Origin of the sequence: Pseudophaeobacter profundi (genome assembly GCF_029697505.1) — a bacterium.
GTDB lineage: Bacteria > Pseudomonadota > Alphaproteobacteria > Rhodobacterales > Rhodobacteraceae > Pseudophaeobacter > Pseudophaeobacter profundi.
Genome location: NZ_JARJEF010000005.1, coordinates 166,114 through 186,359 on the forward strand (window position 1 = coordinate 166,114; position 20,246 = coordinate 186,359).

Sequence of the window (20,246 nt, forward strand, 5' to 3'; positions counted from 1 at the left end):
CCTCCCTTAACCTGTTGGCTTGCCTGTGTGCAGGCTTGTCTGAGTATCGGATCAGGTCAGAACCATGATCCCCGCCAGGATAAACCCGGCAATAAAGAGTGTTTCAATGATCAGCAGGGCAATGGCGGCGCCTCCGACGGCCAGCACCTGTTTCAGGTTGCTTTTCATGCCCACCGCCGCAATCGCGGTCAGCAACAGCCAGCGTGAGGCCTGGCTTAGGAAGCTGCTTACCGCAGCGGGGACCAGCCCGGCAGAGCTGAGCCCGGCGAGCAGCAGAAAGGCGATGACAAAGCCGGGCAGCAGCGGCGGGCGGGGGCCGTCTGCGGGTAGCTTTGCATAGGCGCGGATCAGCAAAGAGGCGACCAGAACAATGGGGGCCAGCATGGCCACCCGGATCAGCTTGACCAGGGTGGCGCTGTCGCCGGTCTGTTCTGAAATGGAAAAGCCGGCACCGACCACCTGGGCGACATCGTGGATGGTGCCGCCCAGGAAAACACCGGCCTGATTGGCGTCTAGTTCCAGAAGGTTGACCAGAATGGGATAGGCTATCATCGCAATGGTCGACAAGACCGTCACCCCCATCACGGTGAAGATCAGCCGCTCCTCCGAGCGCTCATCCCGGGGCAGGATGGCGCTGATGGCCATGGCCGCCGAGGCACCGCAGATGGCGACGGAACCCGCAGTTAACAGGGCAAACCGCCATTTGTGGCCAAAGGCACGGGCCACCAGCAAACCAAAGCAGATGGTGGCCACAACGCCCCCCGCCACCAGGGCGATCAACTGCCAGCCCAGCCCCATCATCACCCCCATCGAGACCCGCACCCCCAGAAAGGCGATGCCAAGGCGCAGCAATGTGCGGGCCGAAAAGGCGATCCCTGGAACGGTCTTGCCCTCTTCTCCCAGAAAGCTGACGGCAATGCCCAGCAGCAGTGCCAGCAACATTGCAGGGGTGTCATAGTGTTCGGCAAGAAACTGTGCCGTGACCGCAACGATGATCGAGACCGCAACGCCGGGAAACAGTTCCTTCGCATGGCTGCGCAGGGCCTGGGCTGTCAGCGTTATGCGGGTGGGCAGGGCGGTGTCAGTCAAGGCAGGGCTTTCGCGGCAGAGCTGCAAAACGCAGGCGTGGAATTTCAGTCGTCATTTGCGCATACCCCACGATGCAAAGCAATTTTTCTATTTCACCATCAAAAACAGGAAGCGCGTTCCGATTATGTGGAGGAATCAGGGCGTTTGTCTTTCGCGTCATTGCTGCGCCTCGATCAGGGTGCGGGCATCCATGGCGATCTGGCGTTCTTCCTCGGCGGGGATGATCCAGGCGGCTGGTGTATCGGCTTGGCGCGTCAGGCAGGCGGCGTTTTGAGCGTTGCGCTCTGGGTCGATGGCACAGCCAAGCCAGGCAAAGCCATCCAGAATGCGGGCGCGGATGTTGCGGGCGTTCTCGCCGATACCGCCGGTAAAGGCGATGGCATCACAGCCGCCCATGGCGCCAATCAGGCTGTGGCCATGGCGGATGGCCCAGTAACAAAAATGATCAATGGCAAAATCCGCCGCTGCCGTGCCCGCTTGTTCCAGTGCCCGCATATCCGACAGGCCGCCAGACAGGCCGGCAAGGCCGGAGTGGCTGTTCAGCAGAAGCTTGGTTTCGCGCAGGCCGATTTCTTCCACCAGGCGCAGGGTCGCATTGGGATCAAGCGTGCCGACACGCGTGCCCATGGTCAGCCCTTCTAGCGGCGAATATCCCATGGTTGTGGCGACGGATTGACCCGCATGGATGGCGCAGATGGATGCCCCATTGCCCAGGTGAAAGGCAAGCAGCCGCGAGGGGAGCGGCCGCCCCGAGATTTCTGGCAGGCGGCGGCAGAGGGCGGCGTAGGACAGCCCGTGAAAACCGTAGCGACGCAGCCCCAGAGCCTCTGCCTTCGGGGGCAGGGCGTAGCGCTGCGCCACCTCGGGGGCGGTGGCGTGAAAGGCGGTGTCGAAACTGGCATATTGCGCCAGATCGGGGGCCAGGTGGTCCAGTGCATCAATCGCCGCAAGCGCATGTGGATTGTGCAGAGGTGCCAATGGTACGCAGGCGTTGATCCCGGCCCGCACCGCGTCTGTGATAGGCGTGGGGCGGGTAAGGCTGGTGCCGCCATGGACCACCCGATGCGCCACCGCCCGCAGGCTGGCCGGGCCGGTGCCTGCCTCGCTAAGCTCTTGCAGAACCGCCGCCAGCGCGGCGCTGTGATCCGGCAGATCCAAGGCCCTGTCGGTGTTTGCGATCCGCAGATGCCCCCCGCCGCCAATGCCCTCGGCTACCCCGCTGAGCCGTTCTTGCAGGGTCGCGTCGAACAGGGCGAACTTCACCGAAGAAGAGCCTGTGTTCAGGACCAGGATGTCGGCTGGGGTGCTCATAGCGCCACCTTCACGATGTTGAGGCCCGCAAGCGCGGCAAGCAGCAGAACGACCTTGCGGCGAAACCCGGCGGGATCAGCGCGGGCAAAGCCCTGACTGCCAAGCCAGACGCCAGCGCCAAGGATGGGAAAGGCCAGCAGGGCTGCAATAACCGTTTCGCCCGTGACCAGCCCATGCGCGGACATCGCGGGCAGCGCCATCAGGTCGATCCCGGTCAGAAATACAATCATTGTGGCGCGAAAGGTGGCGGGCGCGATCACCTGCGCCGATAGAAAGGCTGCGGTGGGCAGGCCCCCGACGCCAGCCGCATTGGCAGTGCCAGAGATCATGCCAATGCCGGTGTGGCCCAGTATGCCGATGGGGCGGGTGAACTGCCAGCCGCTCAGCAGGATCAGGCTTAGCACCAGGATCAACCCCGAGACCGCAAGCCGCGCCTGCAGGGGATCAAGCCGCGCCATCAGCGCCACCGCCGGGATCACCGTAAGCACTGCGCCTAGCAGCAGCCCGCTGGCCCGGCGCCAATCGACATGGGCCCGGATGCCGCGCGCCTGAAACAGCGTCATGGTGATTTCGCAGGTAAAGATCACCGGGATCAGCGGCAGCGGATTAGTGGTAAGGGCTGCCAGAATGATAAAGATCGCGGAAAATCCAAAGCCGGAATAACCACGAATCCCGGCCGCCGCAAACAAGGCGGCGGCCAGATATGCCCCTTGGCCAGATGTCAGATCAAAGGGCAGGTTCATGTGGGTCAGACCTGCTGTTCGCGCATGTCTGCCGGGTCAATCCCTGCCACGGATACGGGCTTTTTCATCGCGTCGCGGCGGAAAGGCTCGCCCAGTTCCTGGTTGATCATCGCCTCGATCAGGGTGGTGATACCATTCTTCTGGTCTGTAACCGCCTGGGCCAGGGCTGCGGTCAGCTCGTCCATGGTGCGGGCGACAACGCCTTTCAGGCCGCAGGCGCTGGCGATACCGGCGTAGGACACCTGCTGGTCCAGTTCGGTGCCAACGAAGTTGTCGTCAAACCACAGGGTCGAATTGCGCTTTTCCGCGCCCCACTGGTAATTGCGGAACACCACCTGGGTGACGGCGGGCCATTCTCCGCGGCCAATGGCTGTCAGCTCGTTCACCGCGATACCAAAGGCGCCATCGCCAGAAAAGCCGACAACCGGCACATCGGGGCAGCCGATCTTGGCGCCGACCACCGCAGGCAGGCCATAGCCACAGGGGCCAAACAGGCCCGGTGCCAGATATTTGCGGCTGTCATCGAACGAGGGGTAGGCATTGCCGATGGCGCAGTTGTTGCCGATGTCGGACGAGATGATCGCTTCTTTTGGCAGGGCCGCCTGAATTGCCCGCCAGGCCATGCGGGGGCTCATCCATTCGGGTTTGTCAGCGCGGGCGCGTTCGTTCCAGGTGGTGCCGGGATCGTCGTCTTCATGATCCATCGAGGACAGCTGCTGCGCCCAGGTGGATTTCGCTGTCGAGATCAGCGCAATCCGTTCATCACGGCCCGCATCGCCTGCGCTGTCCGACAGCCGCGCCAGGATCGAGGTGGCAACTTTTTTGGCGTCGCCGACAATGCCCACAGTGACCTTTTTGGTCAGGCCAATGCGGTCGGGGTTGATATCAACCTGGATGATCTTGGCCTCGGTTGGCCAGTAGTCGATACCATAGCCGGGCAGGGTGGAAAACGGGTTCAACCGGGTGCCAAGGGCCAGAACAACGTCGGCCTTGGCAATCAGTTCCATCCCTGCCTTTGACCCGTTGTAGCCCAAGGGCCCGGCAAACAGCGGGTGGGAACCGGGGAAGGCATCGTTGTGCTGGTAGCCAACGCAGACCGGCGCGCCAAGCCGTTCAGCCAGTTCTTTCGAGGCCTCGATACCGCCGGCCAGCACCACGCCTGCGCCGTTCAGAATGACGGGAAACTTGGCGCTGGACAGCAGATCGGCAGCTTCTTGCAGCGAGGTCTCGCCGCCACCGGGGCGTTCGAATTCGACGATCTGTGGCAGGGCAATGTCGATCACCTGGGTCCACATATCGCGGGGAATGTTCAGCTGAGCGGGGGCTGATGCGCGTTTGGCCTGCATGATCACCCGGTTCAGCACCTCGGCCACGCGGGATGGGTCGCGCACTTCTTCCTGGTAGCAGACGCAGTCGGCAAACATGCGCATCTGCTCCATTTCCTGGAAACCGCCCTGGCCGATGGTCTTGTTGGCGGCCTGCGGGGTCACCAGCAAGAGTGGTGTGTGGTTCCAGTAGGCGGTTTTCACAGCTGTCACAAAGTTGGTGATGCCGGGGCCGTTCTGGGCGATCATCATCGACATCTTGCCGGTGGCGCGGGTGTAGCCATCCGCCATCATGCCGCCCGATCCTTCATGGGCGCAGTCCCAGAAGGTGATGCCGGCCTTGGGGAAGATATCGGAAATCGGCATCATGGCCGACCCGATAATGCCAAAGGCATGCTGAATACCGTGCATTTGCAGGGTTTTGACAAAGGCTTCCTCGGTGGTCATTTTCATGGCGGGTGCTCCTGGGTGAAACATGAAGATCCCCGGTCTGATACCGGGGGTTCCCACTGGTTTAGGCCAGAGAGGACGCGTGCAGATAGGGCCAGTTTCAGAGGCGGATATAGCCAAGGATTTGCGCCATGATGCCCCCCGATGCAAAAGCCCTGTTTTGGCGGCTCGTCGCGGTGCTGCCGACGCCTTTCACCCCGGGCGCAGAAGATCGGACTTCAGCCCTGCTTCAGTGCCTTTGCCAAGAGCGCCAGCCCTGGTGCGATGCGATTGGCAGCAATCGAGGAATAGCCCAGCCGAAAGTAATTGTGCTGGCGGTTCTGGGCGGAAAAGAACGGCGCGCCGGGTTCGATAATCACGCTCTCGGGTTTCAGCCTGGCTGCGACCTCAGCCATATCAACACCGTCGGGCGCGTGCATCCATAGGGACGAGCCGCCATAAACGCCAACCCCAGAGACCGTCAGCCCATGGGTATTCACGGCTTCTTCGATGACATGGCGGCGGTCATGCAGCACCTTGGCGGTGCGACGGATCTGGGAATCGTAGTGGCCCAGCGACAGGAAGTAGGCGACGGTGCGCTGGATATGGCCGGGCGGGTGGCGCAGAACATTGGCGCGCAGGGCGCGGGCCTGGCGGATAAAGGCTTCGGAACCGACCATGTAGCCCAGGCGCAGGCCCGGAAACAGCGATTTGGAAAAGCTGCCAACATAGATGACACGGCCATCGGCATCGAGGGATTTCAGCGCGGGCGAGGGGGCACCAAGAAAGGACATTTCGAATTCGTAGTCGTCTTCGACAATCACCGCGTCGATATCATGGGCCCGTTGCAACAGGGCCTTGCGGCGGGCCATCGGCATGGTTGCGGTGGTCGGGCTCTGGTGGCTGGGGGTGCAAAAGATCACGTCGGTGTCTTCTGCGATGTCTTGCGGCGGCAGGCCATCGCCATCCACCGGAATGCAATCCACCTGGCAGCGAAGATGCGAAAGCTGGTCGCGCAGGGTGTAATAGGTCGGGTCTTCGATGGTGGCCTTGCGGCCGCGGTTCAGCAACAACTGACTGGCCAACCACAGGGCATTCTGGGCACCAAGGGTGATCAGGATCTGTTCCGGGCGTGCAATCACCCCGCGCCGGGGCAGGGTGTGACGGGCGATATATTCGATCAACAGCGGGTCGTCCTGATCAAAGTAATCATCCGTCAGCGCGGCAAAGTCCTTTTGCCCCAGAGCGCGCAGTGAACACAGCCGCCAGTTGGCATGGTCAAACAGCGATGGATCCGCCTGCCCATAGATAAAGGGATAGCGATAGCTGCGCCAGTCGCGGGCCTTGCGCGGGGTGTCACCGCCAGTGAAGGTGCGCACCAGCGCCTGGCTCCAGTCCACCGCCTCTTCGGATTTCACCGGGGGCGTATAGCTGGGGGGCACAGGCGCATTTTCCGAGACAAAATATCCCGACCGCCCGCGCGAGGTCAGATAGTCATTTGCCAATAGTTCGGTATAGGCCAGCGTCACGGTGATACGGCTGATGCCAAGGTGCACCGCCAGCTTGCGCGAGGAGGGCAGCTTTTCTCCGACGCGGAAGCGCCCCGAAAGAATGCCTTCGGCGATCATTTCCTGGATCTGCGCCTGCAGGGTGCCCTGGGCGTCCGAGTTCAAAAAGAAGGTGTCAACAGAAATTGCCATGGGGCACCTTAGGGTGGACATAACTGTGGCGCAATCTGGACTTACGCCGCTGGATGAAAATTCCTTGGCCTGCGTCTGTCGCGGCGGGACCACGCAACGCCTTTGCTGGATTTTTGGGCGGGACGGACGGGTCAGGGAAGATATGGCGCATGGGCTGTCAGTTTGATCCCGGCGACGGCATTGGTTTGGCGGCTATTGCCGCAGGACTGAGGATGCGGGTTTTCAGGCGGTTTTCAGGCGGGGCTCCCGCCCGGTGTTGGCCTTCAAAGAAGGCCTGCCACCCGTTGGGCCCGGCGCCGCGCTTGCGCGCGGCGCAGTGGCGTTTGTGGCAGCCACTTTGCACTATGGGCGGAGGTTTAGGCTGGAAATGATAGGTTTATTGCTGAGATGGCCCTGCAGGGCAGGCCTGCCCTGCAGGGCCGGTTTTGAGTGTATTTTGCAAGGCGCCTCAAGGACAAGCTGCCATTCGGCGGGGCCTTTGGCCTCCTTGACCCGCCGGTGGATTGAATCAGCGCTGTATCAGGTGGTGCAGATGAGCCTGGATCATGGGCCATTCAGCGGCTGTGATCGAATAGACAGCGGTGTCGCGCATAGTGCCATTGGCCATTTTCATATGGGCGCGCAGGATGCCGTCCAGCCTGGCACCGAGCCGTTCGATGGCGCGTCGGCTTTGATGGTTGATCACATGGGTGCGAAATTCCACGGCGATGGCATCAAGATCCTCAAAGGCATGGCGCAGCATCAGTAGTTTGCATTCAGTGTTCACCCCCGAGCGCTGTACCGATTTGCGATACCATGTAGAGCCAATTTCGAGCCGCTGATTGGCAGCGTCGATGTTCATATAGGTGGTCATGCCAACGGCCTGCCCTGTGGCGTCGAGGATCGCAAAGGGCAGCATGCTGCCTGTGTCTTGCAGCGCCAGACGGCGTTCGATCTCGGCTGGAACCGCGTCCGGTGCCGGGATCATCGTGTACCAAAGCGCGGAGAGGTTTCCATCGGCGCTGGCCTTGGCCAGATCGGCGGCATGGTCCTGCGAGAGCTGGACAAGGGTGACCTTTTGGCCTGTGAGCGTGACGGGCTGTGCCCACATGGGACGATCCTTTGAGCTGTTGCGGTTGGTTGTCCCAACAGAAATGCCAAAAAGGCGGCCCCATAGACAGGGCCGCCTTTCTATAATTTCACCAGTCCAATTGGCCAGGGTGTTGCTTCTGGTTCATGGCTTGGCCTGCGGGGATCTGCCCTAGCCAAAGACCTTGGTGAGGGCCTTGTCGACCGCATTGGTGATGGCGTCGATGTCATCTGCCGTGGCGATCAGCGCCGGGCTGAAGCAGAGGGTGTTGTTCTTGCCGGGGATCGACCGGTTGGTGACGCCAATCAGTACGCCCTGAGCCCCACAGTCGGCCACGACCTGCTGGGCCAGCTTTTCATCCACCGGCTCTTTGGTTTCGCGATCGGTGACCAGTTCGGCGCCAAGGAACAGGCCCTTGCCACGGACATCGCCAATTACGGCGTGCTTTTCCTTTAGCGCCCGCAGGTTGTTCATCATCCGCTCGCCCATGGCGGTGCAGTTTTCCAACAGGCCTTCGTCTTCGATGATGCGCATGTTTTCCAGCGCCGCCGCAGGGCCGGCGGTGCAGCCGCCAAAGGTGGAGATGTCGCGGAAATAGTTCAGCGGATCCGAAGCGTCATCCTTGAACATGTCAAAGACTTCTTCGGTGGTGACCAGCACAGCAATGGCCGCGTAACCGGAGGCCACGCCTTTTGCCATGGTGACAAAATCGGGCTTGATGCCGTAGTGCTGATAGCCAAACCAGGTGCCAGTGCGGCCGACGCCGCAGACAACTTCGTCGATGTGCAGCAGAATGTCATATTGGGTGCAGATTTCCTGCACGCGTTCCCAATAGCCTTCGGGGGCTTCAATCACGCCGCCACCGGCGGTCACCGGTTCAAGGCAAAGCGCGCCGACGGTTTCGGGACCTTCGCGCAGGATCACCTCTTCGATGGCGTTTGCTGCGGCAATGCCGAACTCACGCCCCGACAGATGCTCCAGACCCAGCTCGTGCTTGCGGTATTCCATGCAGTGGGGCACGCGGATGAAATCGGGTGCAAAGGGACCATACTGCGCGTTGCGTTCATCCTGGCCGCCAGCGGACATCGCCGCCAGGGTGGAGCCGTGATAATCGCGGTCGCGGTACAGAATCTTGGTTTTCTTGCCGCCGTATTTCTTATGGGCGATCTGGCGCACCATCTTAAAGGCTTTCTCATTCGCCTCAGAGCCGGAGTTGTTGTAGTAAACGCGGCTCATGCCGGGCATTTTTTCGATCAGCTTTTCGGCAAACAAGGCACCGGGGATCGAGCCTGCAGACTGGGCAAAATAGCACAGCTTCATCATCTGGTTGTAGACGGCCTTGCAGATGTCTTCGCGGCCATAGCCGACATTGACAGTCCAGACGCCGCCCGACACCCCATCAAGGAATTCCTTGCCGTTCTGGTCCCAGACGCGCATGCCTTTGCCTTCGACGATGATGCGGGGATCGTTTTCTTCAAAGGGTTTATGCTGAATCAGGTGGTGCCAGACATGGGCCTTGTCAGCCGCAACTACCCGGCTGAGATCGTTTTCGTTGAACGTGCCGTCCATGACATGTCCTTCCATAAATATAAAAGTGGGGGTGTCTGCCAGCTGCCTGTCAGCCGGAGTCGTTGTATTTTGACGAAACGCCAAAATCGCCAGATACTCTAGGTCCAGGTGGTGGGGTGTTTTATGTCCAGTTTTGCGCTGCAGGCTGTGCCTAGGGGGCGCGGGTGGCTGCTTTTCATACCGTAATTTTTTAACCGATTGGTAAAATTGACTTTTTTCCCAATCGCGTTGAAGCGGTCACATAGCGCGCAGTGGTCGGCGCTGACAATTGTGGAATAAAAGATGCAAAGACCGGCCGGTCTTTGCCGCAAGGGATCGCGAAAGAGCAAATGATCTTATTTTAAGGTGTTGAGATCAAATGGTTGCTGGGCCCATCCTGTGCCTGAACAACATCAAGGCAGAAGGTCAGCTATGGCACCCTATCAGGTCATGGTGGCCCCCAATGGGGCGCGCCGTCAGAAAAACGATCACCCGGCTTTGCCCCTGACAGAGGCAGAGCTGGCACGGGTTGCGCAGCGCTGTCAGGTCGCCGGGGCAACGGCGTTGCACCTGCATGTGCGGGATGACCAGGGGCGGCATTCGCTGGATGCCGGTCGCTACCGGGGCGCACTGGCAGCAGTGGCCGAAACCGCGCCCGGCATGGCGGTGCAGATCACAACCGAAAGCGCCGGGATCTATACCCCCGATGACCAGTTTGCCTGCCTGCAGGCGCTGTGCCCCTCTGCGGCCTCGATCTCTATTCGTGAAATGGCCCAGGCCCCCGAGGTTGCGGCGCGGGTCTATGCCCATTGTGCCGAAGCTGGCACAGAGGTGCAGCATATCCTTTATGGTCCGGGCTGCCTTGCGCAGCTAGAGATTTGGTACGACACTGGGGTGGTTGCCGCGACGATGCGGGACGCGATCTTTGTTCTTGGGCAATATGTGCCGCCGGTACTGGCCCGACCGGATGCGGTGACCGGGGTGGCGGTTGATGCCGCAGCGCTGAATCTGAGCTGGAGCCTCTGTGCTTTTGGCCGGGCCGAGCAGGCCTGTCTGCTGGCGGCAATTGCCGCCGGGGGGAACGTCCGGGTTGGGTTTGAAAACAACATTGAAACCCCGGATGGCCGCGTGCTGGCAGATAATGCGGCATCGGTTGCCGCCCTGATCAAAGCTGCCAGCGCAGCCGGTCACACCCTACAAAGGAGCCCAGCATGAGCCATGTATTTCCCCGCCATACCAAGGCCGACCTGCCCACCGCCGTTGCCGGTGATGGATGCTATCTCATTGATGCCAATGGGAAACGATACTTCGATGGTTCGGGCGGTGCGGCGGTGTCCTGCCTTGGACATTCTAATGCGGCGGTGATCCGCGCGGTGCAGGATCAGGTCGGCAAACTGGCCTTTGCCCATACCGGGTTCATGACCTCGGAACCGGCCGAGGCGCTGGCGGATTTGCTGATTTCCCAGGCACCGGGTGATCTGGACCGGGTCTATTTTGTTTCGGGCGGTTCTGAAGCGACCGAGGCGGCGATCAAGCTGGCGCGGCAGTATCATCTGGAACGCGGCGAGCCTGCGCGCCGCCATCTGATTGCGCGCCGCCAGAGCTATCACGGCAATACCCTTGGGGCCTTGGCGGCGGGTGGCAATGCCTGGCGGCGGCAGCAATTTGACCCGCTGTTGATCGGCGTCTCGCATATCGCCCCTTGTTATGAATACGCCGAGCGCAAACCGGATGAGAGCGCCTTTGACTATGGGCAGCGGGTTGCCAATGAGCTGGAGGCGGAGATCCTGCGGCTTGGCCCGGAAACGGTCATGGCCTTCATGGCTGAACCGGTGGTTGGGGCCACATCGGGTGCCGTGGCCCCGGTAGCAGGATATTTCAAACGTATCCGCGAGATCTGCGATCAATATGGTGTCCTGCTGATCCTGGATGAAGTCATGTGCGGCATGGGGCGCACCGGGCATCTGTTTGCCTGCGATGCAGATGGCATCGCGCCGGATATTCTCTGCATCGCCAAGGGACTGGGGGCGGGGTATCAGCCCATCGGTGCCATGCTGTGCAGTGGCCAGATCTATGACGCTGTGGCAAAAGGGAGCGGCTTTTTTCAGCACGGACATACCTATATTGGCCACCCGGTTGCCACGGCGGCGGGGCTTGCAGTGGTGGAACAGATGCTAAGCCGGGATCTGGTCAGCCGCTGTGCCAGCATGGGAGAGCAGCTGCAAGCGGCGCTGGTCGACCGCTTTGGCGATCACCCTCACGTCGGGGATATCCGCGGCCGGGGCTTGTTTCGCGGTATAGAGCTGGTGGCGGACCGTGGCACCAAGTCCCCCTTTGATCCGGTCCTCGGGTTGGCGGCCAGGATAAAGCGCGCATCGTTCGACGGTGGGCTGATCTGCTATCCGATGTCTGGCACCCGCGACGGGCGGCAGGGCGATCACATCCTGCTGGCACCGCCGTTCATTATTTCGCAACCCCAGATCACTGAGGTGGTGGATAAGCTTGACCTGGCAATCACCCAGGCCCTGGCAACGGTGTAGCCGCCCCCGCCCAGCAGGCGGGGGCAATACATTATTTCAGATCAAAGCGATCTGCATTCATTACCTTGACCCAAGCCGCGACAAAGTCCTGTACGAATGCTGCATTGGCATCTTGCTGAGCATAGCGTTCGGCCAGGGCGCGCAGCTGGGCATTAGAGCCAAAGATCAAGTCTACGCGGGTGGCGCGCCATTTTTCGGTGCCAGTGGCGCGATCACTGCCGATATAGGTGCCATCGTCTTGTGGTGCCCATTTCACCCCCATATCCAGCAGATTCACAAAGAAATCAGCGTTCAGAACACCCGGAGTCTGGGTGAAACGCCCCAGATCTGTGCCATTGTGGTTCGCCCCGAGCACACGCAGGCCACCGATCAGCACCGTCATTTCAGGTGCCGTCAGGGTTAGCAACTGCGCTTTGTCCAGCAGCATTTCTTCCGGTGCGATCCGGTAGTGCTTCTTCTGATAGTTGCGGAACCCGTCTGCTTCTGGTTCCAGCACGGCAAAGCTCTCTACATCGGTCTGTTCCTGACTGGCATCGGTGCGACCCGGCGCAAAGGGCACCTCGATCGGGTGACCAGCCTTGTCGGCGGCCTGTTCCACGGCGGCAGACCCGGCCAGCACAATCAGATCTGCCATGGAGATCCGCGTATCTCCTGCGGCAGCGTTGAAGCTGGTCTGGATCGCTTCCAGCGCGGTCAGCACCTTTGACAATTGCGCTGGCTGGTTGACGGGCCAGTCCTTTTGCGGGCTGAGCCGGATATGTGCCCCATTGGCACCGCCGCGCTTGTCCGATCCACGGAAGGTCGAGGCCGAAGCCCAGGCGGTCGAGATCAGCTCGGCGCTCGTCAGCTCAGATGCAAGGATCTGCGCCTTCAGGGCGGCAATGTCATCCGGGCCCACCAGCGGGTGGTCGACGGCTGGCACATTGTCTTGCCAGATCAGTTCTTCCTCGGGGACTTCTTCGCCGAGATAGAGCGAGCGCGGCCCCATGTCGCGGTGGGTCAGTTTGAACCAGGCGCGGGCAAAGGCTTCGGTCAGTTCTTCCGGGTTTTCGTGAAAGCGTTTCGAGATCGGGCCATAGATCGGATCCATGCGCATCGCCATATCGGCGGTGGTCATCATGGTCTTGACCTTCTGGCTGGCATCACGCGCCGCCGGGGCGAGATCTTCGTCGCGCACATTCACAGGTTCCCAGATCCAGGCACCAGCGGGTGATTTTGTCAGGTTCCAGTCATAGCCGAACAGCAGGTCAAAATAGCCATTGTCCCATTGGGTGGGATTGGCGGTCCAGGCACCTTCAATGCCGCTGGTGGTGGTATCACCGCCTTTGCCGCTGCCATAGGCGTTGATCCAGCCTAAACCCATTTCCTCGATCGGGGCTGCCTCTGGCTCTGGGCCAACCAGCGCGGGGTCACCGGCGCCATGCGCCTTGCCAAAGGTATGACCGCCGGCCACCAGGGCCACGGTTTCTTCGTCGTTCATCGCCATGCGGGCAAAGGTTTCGCGGATGTCGCGGCCGGATGCCAGGGCATCTGGCTGGCCGTCCGGGCCTTCGGGGTTCACATAGATCAGGCCCATCTGTACCGCAGCCAGCGGGTTTTCCAGGTCGCGCTCGCCAGAGTAGCGGCTGTTTGGCGCGCTGCTGTCGGCCAGCCATTCGTCTTCGCGGCCCCAGTAGACATCCTCTTCCGGTTCCCAGACATCGGCGCGTCCGCCAGCAAAGCCAAAGGTTCGCCCGCCCATGCTCTCGATGGCGCAGTTGCCGGCCAGGATCATCAGATCCGCCCAGGAAATCTTGTTGCCGTATTTCTGTTTGATCGGCCACAGCAGGCGACGGGCCTTGTCGAGGTTGCCATTGTCGGGCCAGCTGTTCAGCGGTGCAAAGCGCTGTTGCCCGGTGCTGCCGCCGCCCCGGCCATCCGAGGTCCGATAGGTGCCGGCGCTGTGCCAGGCCATGCGGATGAACAGCCCACCATAGTGGCCATAATCCGCAGGCCACCAGTCCTGGCTGTCGGTCATCAGGGCAAACAAGTCCTGTTTCAGCGCCTTATAATCCAGTGACTTAAAGGCTTCGGCATAGTCGAAATCTGCTGCCATCGGATTCGACTTTTCAGAATTCTGATGCAGTAGCTTCAGGTTGAGCTGATTGGGCCACCAGTCCTTGTTGGAACGCGCAGCATGGGTGGCATTTTGTGCTCCACCGTGCATCACCGGGCAACCGCCTGTCTCTGGGGTGTCGTTTCCGTCCATCTGTGCTCTCCTATCTGGTTGTTTTGCTGGTGTGTTTTCACCGGCCCGGCGCGGGGTCAGCAACAAATACACCACTACACGTGCTGAGATGCCCAGAGGGTAGCAGGGGAAATTGATAAAATGAAATCGTACTTTTGTATATATTTGATAGGAAAAGATTATGGGTTGGGCGCGGATCTGATGGCGCGGCAGTTGGCCCAAGGCGCGCATCGACCTATCGACAGTTGCGTCTGCCGGTACTGGCAGGCCAGCCTGGGTGGCCCGAATTGGACTGGCCCTCGCAATCCTGTGCGAGGGCCAGCATATGTATCTTAGAAGAAACCCAGCTTGTTGGGATTGTAGCTGACCAGCAGGTTCTTGGTTTGTTGGTAGTGATCCAACATCATTTTGTGGTTTTCACGCCCGATGCCGGATTGCTTATAGCCGCCAAAGGCTGCGTGGGCGGGGTAGGCGTGATAGTTGTTGATCCAGACCCGGCCGGCTTCGATCGCGCGGCCCATGCGGTAGCAGGTGTTCATATCCCGTGACCAGACGCCGGCACCAAGCCCATACATCGTGTCATTGGCAATCGCCAAAGCCTCGGCTTCGTCCTTGAAGGTCGTGACAGAGACAACCGGGCCAAAGATTTCCTCTTGGAACACGCGCATCTTGTTGTGACCCTTGAGGATGGTGGGCTGGATGTAGTTGCCGCCTGCCAGCTCACCGCTGAAATTCGCCGCATTGCCGCCGATCAGAACCTCGGCCCCTTCTTCAGCCCCAATGGTGAAATAGGACAGGATTTTTTCCTGCTGTGCCTTGCTTGCCTGTGCGCCGACCATGGTTTCCGGATCACGAGGGTCCCCGTGCTTGATGGCTTTCACCCGTTCGATCACCCGTTCCATGAAGGCCTCATAGATGTCTTCCTGCACCAGCGCACGCGAAGGGCATGTGCAGACCTCACCCTGATTGAAGGCAAACAGGACAAAGCCTTCGATAGCCTTGTCAAAGAAGGCGTCATCTTCGCGCATGATGTCCGAGAAAAAGACATTCGGGCTTTTGCCGCCCAGTTCCAGGGTTACCGGGATCAGGTTTTCCGTCGCCGCCTTCATGATGGTGCGGCCGGTTTCCGTGGAACCGGTAAAGGCGATCTTGGCGATGCGTTTTGATGTGGCCAGCGCGGCTCCGACTTCGGCGCCAAAGCCGTTGACGATGTTCAGCACCCCGGCTGGCAGCAGCTCATTGATGATCTCGGCAAAGACCATAATCGCGGCCGGGGTCTGCTCGGCGGGTTTCAGGACGATGCAATTGCCTGCAGCCAGGGCGGGGGCCAATTTCCATGCAGCCATCAGGATAGAGAAATTCCACGGGATGATTTGGCCGACAACGCCCAGCGGCTCGTGGTAGTGGTAGGCAACCGTATCCGCGTCGATCTCGCTCATCGAGCCTTCCTGGCCGCGCAAGACACTAGAGAAATAGCGGAAATGATCGGCGGCAAGCGGGATATCCGCCGCCATGGTTTCGCGGATCGGTTTGCCATTGTCCCAGGTTTCTGCCTGCGCCAGAAGCTCCAGGTTGTCGTCAATCAGATCGGCAATTTTCAACAACAGGTTTGCGCGTTCCGTGGCAGAGGTGCTGCCCCATGCGGCCTTGGCCCCATGCGCCGCGTCCAGCGCCAATTCGACATCAGCCGCATCCGAACGGGCGATATCGTTTATTTTCTCATTGGTGATTGGTGTCACATTTTCAAAATACCGACCGTTCACCGGGGGAACAAACTGGCCGCCGATAAAGTTGTCATACCGGGTTTTGAAGGGCGACGTATAGGTGCCGGGCGCGGTGTGTGCTAGATCTTTCATGGTATCTCCTCCTATATGCCCAAGTCCTCCACCCGGGCTGACACCATGACTGCCGCAGCAAGACACAGCCGTCATCAGCGTGGATCAGATTGTTCAGGAAAAGTGTCTCAGCCCTGAGACAGGTTGGATCAGGTTTCGTTCAACCCGAGCCGCTTCATGCGCCGATAGAGCGTTGCGCGCGCCACCCCAAGCTGCCGCGCAGCCTGCGAGACATTGCCATCCGCCCGCGCAAGGGCCCTGATCACAGCGGCCCGTTCGGCCCGTTCGAATCCCGTAGGACCGTCCTCGCGCCCCAGAAGATCCGATGCCGGACGGGCACTGAGCGGCCCGGTCCCTGCCAGGCCAAACGCGCGGCGGGCTTCGCGTGTGGCCCCCACGACCAGATCATTGCCATCAATAGCCAAAAGGGTTGCCGATTCTCCATCATCACAGTCTGCGACGATGATCCGCGAGGTTGCAAAGGCCGCCCGAAAGTTGGCTTCTTCGATCGCCCGCGCCGTGTGCGCCACCTGTGCTGCGATCAGCCTGTTGAAGGCTTCGGTCTGATCGGCCCGCGCAGATGACACATCAAGGGCGGCGACGATCTGGCCGTCAACACCAAAGATTGGCGCGTCGATGCAGCTCATCCCGGTGTTGCGCGCGTGAAAATGTTCATCTTGGTGAATGATGACATTCCGGCGCTCTGTCAGGCAGGTGCCAATCCCGTTGGTTCCTTCGCGTTCTTCGCTCCAATCCGCACCGGCACGCAGGCCCCAGCCTTCGAAGGTCGGCTTATCCGCATCCGATACCCGTTGGTCCAGGATGACCCCCTCTGCATCCGTCAGTAAAACGGCACACCCGGACTGGCCAACCAGAGAATAGAGCGCGTCCAGCCGGGGGGCGGCGACCATCATGAATTGCTCATGGATGTTCAGCCGATCACGCAGCGCCGAGTGTTCGATCAATTCCGGCGCGCTTGTGTTATCGGGATTCAACCCATGTTTCAGGGCAGAACGATGCCAGCTTGCCGCCACTTGCGAACGCGCCGCCGCAGAAGCGGAACTGGCCGCTTCGAGCACCTTTTCGGCATGTGAGGTTTTGGGTGACATCAGCGCCCCGGCTTGGATTTGTTCGCCATACTCTACCATATCCGACTCAATTGGAAGTTTGTCTGGCTGAGGCGCAATATTCAGTTTGCGATGTTTGATGGTCTGGTCACAGCCCAGCCAAGGTACTAGCCGGACTTCATGACAGGATAGGGCTAGGGGTCGCTTTGCTTTGGGGGATATTTTCTTTGCAACCACAGGTGTTGTGCTGCAGGGTGGCAGCCATGTTAACCGTTAGGCTTGGGCCGTCGGCGGCTGCTTGAAACCTATTGCTTTGGCGCTCATGTTGTTGCGGGCAGGGCAGGGCGGTGGCACCGTGCACAGGAGGCACAGCACAACATGAGGCTGGAACAGTGGCATGAATATGGATAGCCTGTTGCTCTCACTTTTGCTGTCGCTGCTGGCCGGCGCAACAATTCCCCTCGGAGCCTATGTCGCAAGCATTGAGCATATCCGACCGCTCTGGTTGGAAAGCGAATTTCGCCACGGGGTGATCGCCTTTGGCGGCGGTGCATTGCTGGCGGCTGTGTCGCTGGTGCTGGTGCCTGAAGGGGTCGCAGAGCTGTCGCTGTTCTGGATTGTTACCTGCTTTTCCGCCGGTGGCATTGTCTTCTTTCTTATCGATCGGTTGATTGCAAGACGCGGCGGTGCAGGCGGGCAGGTCATGGCAATGTTGCTTGACTTCATCCCCGAAGCCATAGCGTTGGGCGCGGCGCTTGCGACCGGAAAACCAGTCGGGTTTTTATTGGCCTTGCTGATTGCCATGCAGAATTTCCCCGAAGGGTTTAACGCCTACCGGGAGATTAGCGCCGGTAGTAATCAGAAGCCAAAGGCGCTTTTGGCGTGTTTCTTTGCCCTGGCGTTGTTCGGGCCTGCTGCCGCGTTTCTGGGCCATCAATTTCTTGCCGACAGTCCCGCCCTTATTGGTGGGGTGATGCTGTTCGCCGCAAGTGGCATCATCTATCTGACCTTTGAAGACATTGCACCGCAGGCCGTCCTGCAAGCCCATTGGGCGCCTCCGCTGGGCGCGGTTGCCGGTTTTCTGCTCGGCTTGGTTGGCTCTATCGTCATTTCGTGAATGGGCGGCGGCGTACCTCAGGACCGGAGGGGGCAGCCGCAGCCGTGCAGATCACAAAATCGGACCCACGGTTGCGATAACATTGTTCCAGATTCGATGCTGTGGTGACCAGGCCAATACATCGGCGAGACCAACCGATTGCGATTTGGCGATATAGGATTGTTGTCTTGCGTGAATACGGTCTGTCATGGCTTGATCCTGAAACAGGATATTGTTTTCGTAGTTCAGGTCGAAACTGCGCAGATCTAGATTTGTTGACCCAATAACAGAGACCTTCCCATCCATTGTGAAGGTCTTGGCGTGCAGCAATCCGCCCTGAAATTCGTGAATGATGCAGCCTGCTTCCAGCAATCTGCGGTAAAAGCTGCGGCTAGCGGCTGCTACAATCCAGCTGTCGTTCCGCGCCGGGAATATCAGGGTCACGCGAATGCCGCGGTATGCCGCCGCGCAAAGCGATTCCAGCAATGTCGCATCCGGCACAAAGTAGGGCGTTGAAATTGTAATCTCGCTGCGAGCACAGGCGATCAGGCTGGAAAAGAGCTGCGGCGTCGCGCTGCGGCGCACTGTCGGGCCGTCGCCGACAACCAGAGCGGGGAACCCGTCTGACTGGGCGGTTTCACCGGATGGGATCTTGTCGAATTTCTCACCTGTTGCTGCCGTCCAGTCGCTTATAAACAACAATTGGTTCTGGGCAACAACCGGCCCTTTGAACCGCAGCATGATATCAACCCAGGGCGCATACTTCGGCTTTACCAGAAATTCCGGGTCGGCTGAATTGCGGCTGCCGCAATAGGTTATGCTGCCATCAATCACGGTAATCTTGCGGTGGTTGCGCATGTCGATGCGGCTGGTCAGTACCGTACGAACCGGATTGCCAAGCGAGAGCGACACGGCAAGCCGCACGCCGGCCTTCTCCATTCGTTGCCACAACTGCGATGCGATGAGCCTGCGTGAGCCAAGCCCGTCGGCCATGGCACGGCAGGTCACGCCACGGGCGCTGGCGCGCATCAGCGCTTCGGCAAGGCGGGTTCCGGTCCGGTCACCCAGCCAGATGTAATAGAGCACATGAACATGATCGGTTGCGCCGTCGATGTCCTGCACCATCCGGTTGATCGTTTCTTCGGGCGTCTCCAGCAGTTCCGCCTGATTGTTTGGCAGGGGGTAAAGACCGTTTATCGAGGCGGCATATTGAAAGGCCGGAATATAGGCCGGGTCAATCAGGTTGGTGCCGGTCTCCGGATCCCCGGCCACCGCGCTGGTCAGTGCGTCGAGTTCTGCGCGTATCTCACGGCGTTTTTTACTGGCGCGATGGCCAATATCGACTTCCCCAAAGAGAAAATATGCAGAGCTACCAAAGTAGGGGATGACATTGATCACGATAAACCAGGCAAGCCGTGCAGGCGGCGACAGGTCATCTCGCAGCAGGATCCGGATGGTAAATGCCAGGACCAGAAGTGCGTGGCCAGTGGTCAGGACGATCAGCACGTCGGGTGCCCCCTTGAGATTTCAAAGTCGAGCAACACCGGTAGATGGTCCGATGCGCGGCGCGCTTTCAGTGAGGTGTGAACGCTGGATGAAATCGCGGATATCTCTCCGCATAGGATAAACCTGTCCAATGCAGCAACCCTGCGGCTGGCGTGAAAGCTGAAGCCGGGGGTGATCACTTCATGCCCATGCACTGGCAGCTTTCGGCCCCAGTGGTTAAAGTCGCCGGCGATAATCGTGGGAATGCCGGAATTGCCGACATGGGCACAGAGCGCCTTGAACTGCTGCTTTCTTATGCCGCTGGTGAGGGCGAGATGCGCGCCGACAACGGCGAATCCCGTCATCTTGAAATACGCGGCAATCGCGCCGCGCGGTTCACGCGCAGGCAGGGCGATACGTTCGGTTCCTGGAGTCGGGAAATGCCCGACCCGATACAAAATAGCATTCCCGTGCCAGCCGTGGCTCTGGCTGTTTAACGAATGCCGCGCCAGAACAAGGCCATGCTCTTTTTGCAGGCGGTCAAGCGGCAGAACGCCGGGGCGCTGGCCAAGGCGTTTGTCTGCCTCTTGCAGCACCACGATATCTGCATCAAGTTCGCCGATAACATCCACAATCCGGTGCGGATCTCGCCGCCAGTCAAGCCCAAAGGCCTTGCGGATATTGTAGCTTGCCAGTCTCATTGGCTACCTGCTGCCTCAAGTCATCATATAGGTTGCATACTGGCAGGAGGTTCAGAGACATGAAAGCGGGAACCTGAAGAC

Annotated in this window: 15 protein-coding genes; 3 read left to right on the forward strand and 12 right to left on the reverse strand. The window is 60.0% G+C overall.

Annotated features, from left to right (window positions below; translation table 11 throughout):
- Positions 1-51 precede the first annotated feature (51 nt).
- The 7 genes from P2081_RS10535 to P2081_RS10565 form a co-directional block, all read right to left on the reverse strand.
- Positions 52-1,041 (reverse strand): YeiH family protein, encoded by a 990-nt coding sequence (locus tag P2081_RS10535; RefSeq protein WP_278922907.1) that lies wholly within the window; start codon positions 1,039-1,041, stop codon positions 52-54.
- 204 nt (positions 1,042-1,245) lie between these two features.
- Positions 1,246-2,400: an acetate/propionate family kinase gene (locus P2081_RS10540; RefSeq protein ID WP_278922825.1), complete on the reverse strand. Its 1,155-nt coding sequence runs from the start codon at positions 2,398-2,400 to the stop codon at positions 1,246-1,248.
- On the reverse strand, positions 2,397-3,143 hold the full coding sequence (locus tag P2081_RS10545) for a TSUP family transporter (protein ID WP_278922826.1): 747 nt from the start codon (positions 3,141-3,143) through the stop codon (positions 2,397-2,399). Before P2081_RS10545 ends, P2081_RS10540 begins: the two co-directional genes overlap by 4 nt.
- A 5-nt stretch (positions 3,144-3,148) precedes the next feature.
- The gene (xsc, locus tag P2081_RS10550; RefSeq protein ID WP_278922827.1) at positions 3,149-4,921 is read right to left on the reverse strand and encodes a sulfoacetaldehyde acetyltransferase; all 1,773 of its coding nucleotides are present in this window, start codon (positions 4,919-4,921) and stop codon (positions 3,149-3,151) included.
- Between the two features lie 215 nt (positions 4,922-5,136).
- On the reverse strand, positions 5,137-6,597 hold the full coding sequence (pdxR, locus tag P2081_RS10555) for a MocR-like pyridoxine biosynthesis transcription factor PdxR (protein ID WP_278922828.1): 1,461 nt from the start codon (positions 6,595-6,597) through the stop codon (positions 5,137-5,139).
- A gap of 508 nt (positions 6,598-7,105) precedes the next feature.
- On the reverse strand, positions 7,106-7,687 hold the full coding sequence (locus tag P2081_RS10560; RefSeq protein ID WP_278922829.1) for a GNAT family N-acetyltransferase: 582 nt from the start codon (positions 7,685-7,687) through the stop codon (positions 7,106-7,108).
- Positions 7,688-7,837: 150 nt separating this feature from the next.
- The gene (locus P2081_RS10565; RefSeq protein ID WP_278922830.1) at positions 7,838-9,235 is read right to left on the reverse strand and encodes an aminotransferase family protein; all 1,398 of its coding nucleotides are present in this window, start codon (positions 9,233-9,235) and stop codon (positions 7,838-7,840) included.
- 411 nt (positions 9,236-9,646) lie between these two features.
- On the opposite strand from P2081_RS10565, the gene P2081_RS10570 reads away from it, so the two are divergent.
- Both P2081_RS10570 and P2081_RS10575 read left to right on the forward strand, forming a co-directional pair.
- Positions 9,647-10,429 (forward strand): beta-keto acid cleavage family enzyme, encoded by a 783-nt coding sequence (locus tag P2081_RS10570; protein WP_278922831.1) that lies wholly within the window; start codon positions 9,647-9,649, stop codon positions 10,427-10,429.
- Positions 10,426-11,754 carry an aspartate aminotransferase family protein gene (locus P2081_RS10575; protein ID WP_278922832.1) on the forward strand — a complete coding sequence of 443 codons (1,329 nt, stop codon included), beginning with the start codon at positions 10,426-10,428 and terminating at the stop codon, positions 11,752-11,754. The genes P2081_RS10570 and P2081_RS10575 overlap by 4 nt, the downstream gene beginning before the upstream one ends.
- Before the next feature lie 31 nt (positions 11,755-11,785).
- On the opposite strand, the gene katG is transcribed toward P2081_RS10575, so the two are convergent.
- The 3 genes from katG to P2081_RS10590 all read right to left on the reverse strand — a co-directional run bounded on the left by katG (position 11,786) and on the right by P2081_RS10590 (position 16,964).
- On the reverse strand, positions 11,786-14,002 hold the full coding sequence (katG, locus tag P2081_RS10580; protein WP_278922833.1) for a catalase/peroxidase HPI: 2,217 nt from the start codon (positions 14,000-14,002) through the stop codon (positions 11,786-11,788).
- Positions 14,003-14,313: 311 nt separating this feature from the next.
- Positions 14,314-15,837, reverse strand: coding sequence for an aldehyde dehydrogenase (adh, locus tag P2081_RS10585; RefSeq protein WP_278922834.1), 1,524 nt, complete (start codon positions 15,835-15,837; stop codon positions 14,314-14,316).
- 128 nt (positions 15,838-15,965) lie between these two features.
- Positions 15,966-16,964: a helix-turn-helix domain-containing protein gene (locus tag P2081_RS10590; protein ID WP_278922835.1), complete on the reverse strand. Its 999-nt coding sequence runs from the start codon at positions 16,962-16,964 to the stop codon at positions 15,966-15,968.
- A 316-nt stretch (positions 16,965-17,280) separates the two neighbouring features.
- On the opposite strand from P2081_RS10590, the gene P2081_RS10595 reads away from it, so the two are divergent.
- Positions 17,281-18,000, forward strand: coding sequence for a ZIP family metal transporter (locus tag P2081_RS10595; RefSeq protein ID WP_278922836.1), 720 nt, complete (start codon positions 17,281-17,283; stop codon positions 17,998-18,000).
- Between the two features lie 51 nt (positions 18,001-18,051).
- On the opposite strand, the gene cls is transcribed toward P2081_RS10595, so the two are convergent.
- Together cls and P2081_RS10605 are read right to left on the reverse strand one after the other, a co-directional pair.
- Complete coding sequence (gene cls, locus P2081_RS10600) at positions 18,052-19,485, reverse strand: cardiolipin synthase (RefSeq protein WP_278922837.1); 1,434 nt, start codon at positions 19,483-19,485, stop codon at positions 18,052-18,054.
- The gene (locus P2081_RS10605; protein WP_278922838.1) at positions 19,479-20,165 is read right to left on the reverse strand and encodes an endonuclease/exonuclease/phosphatase family protein; all 687 of its coding nucleotides are present in this window, start codon (positions 20,163-20,165) and stop codon (positions 19,479-19,481) included. Before P2081_RS10605 ends, cls begins: the two co-directional genes overlap by 7 nt.
- Positions 20,166-20,246: the final 81 nt, after the last annotated feature.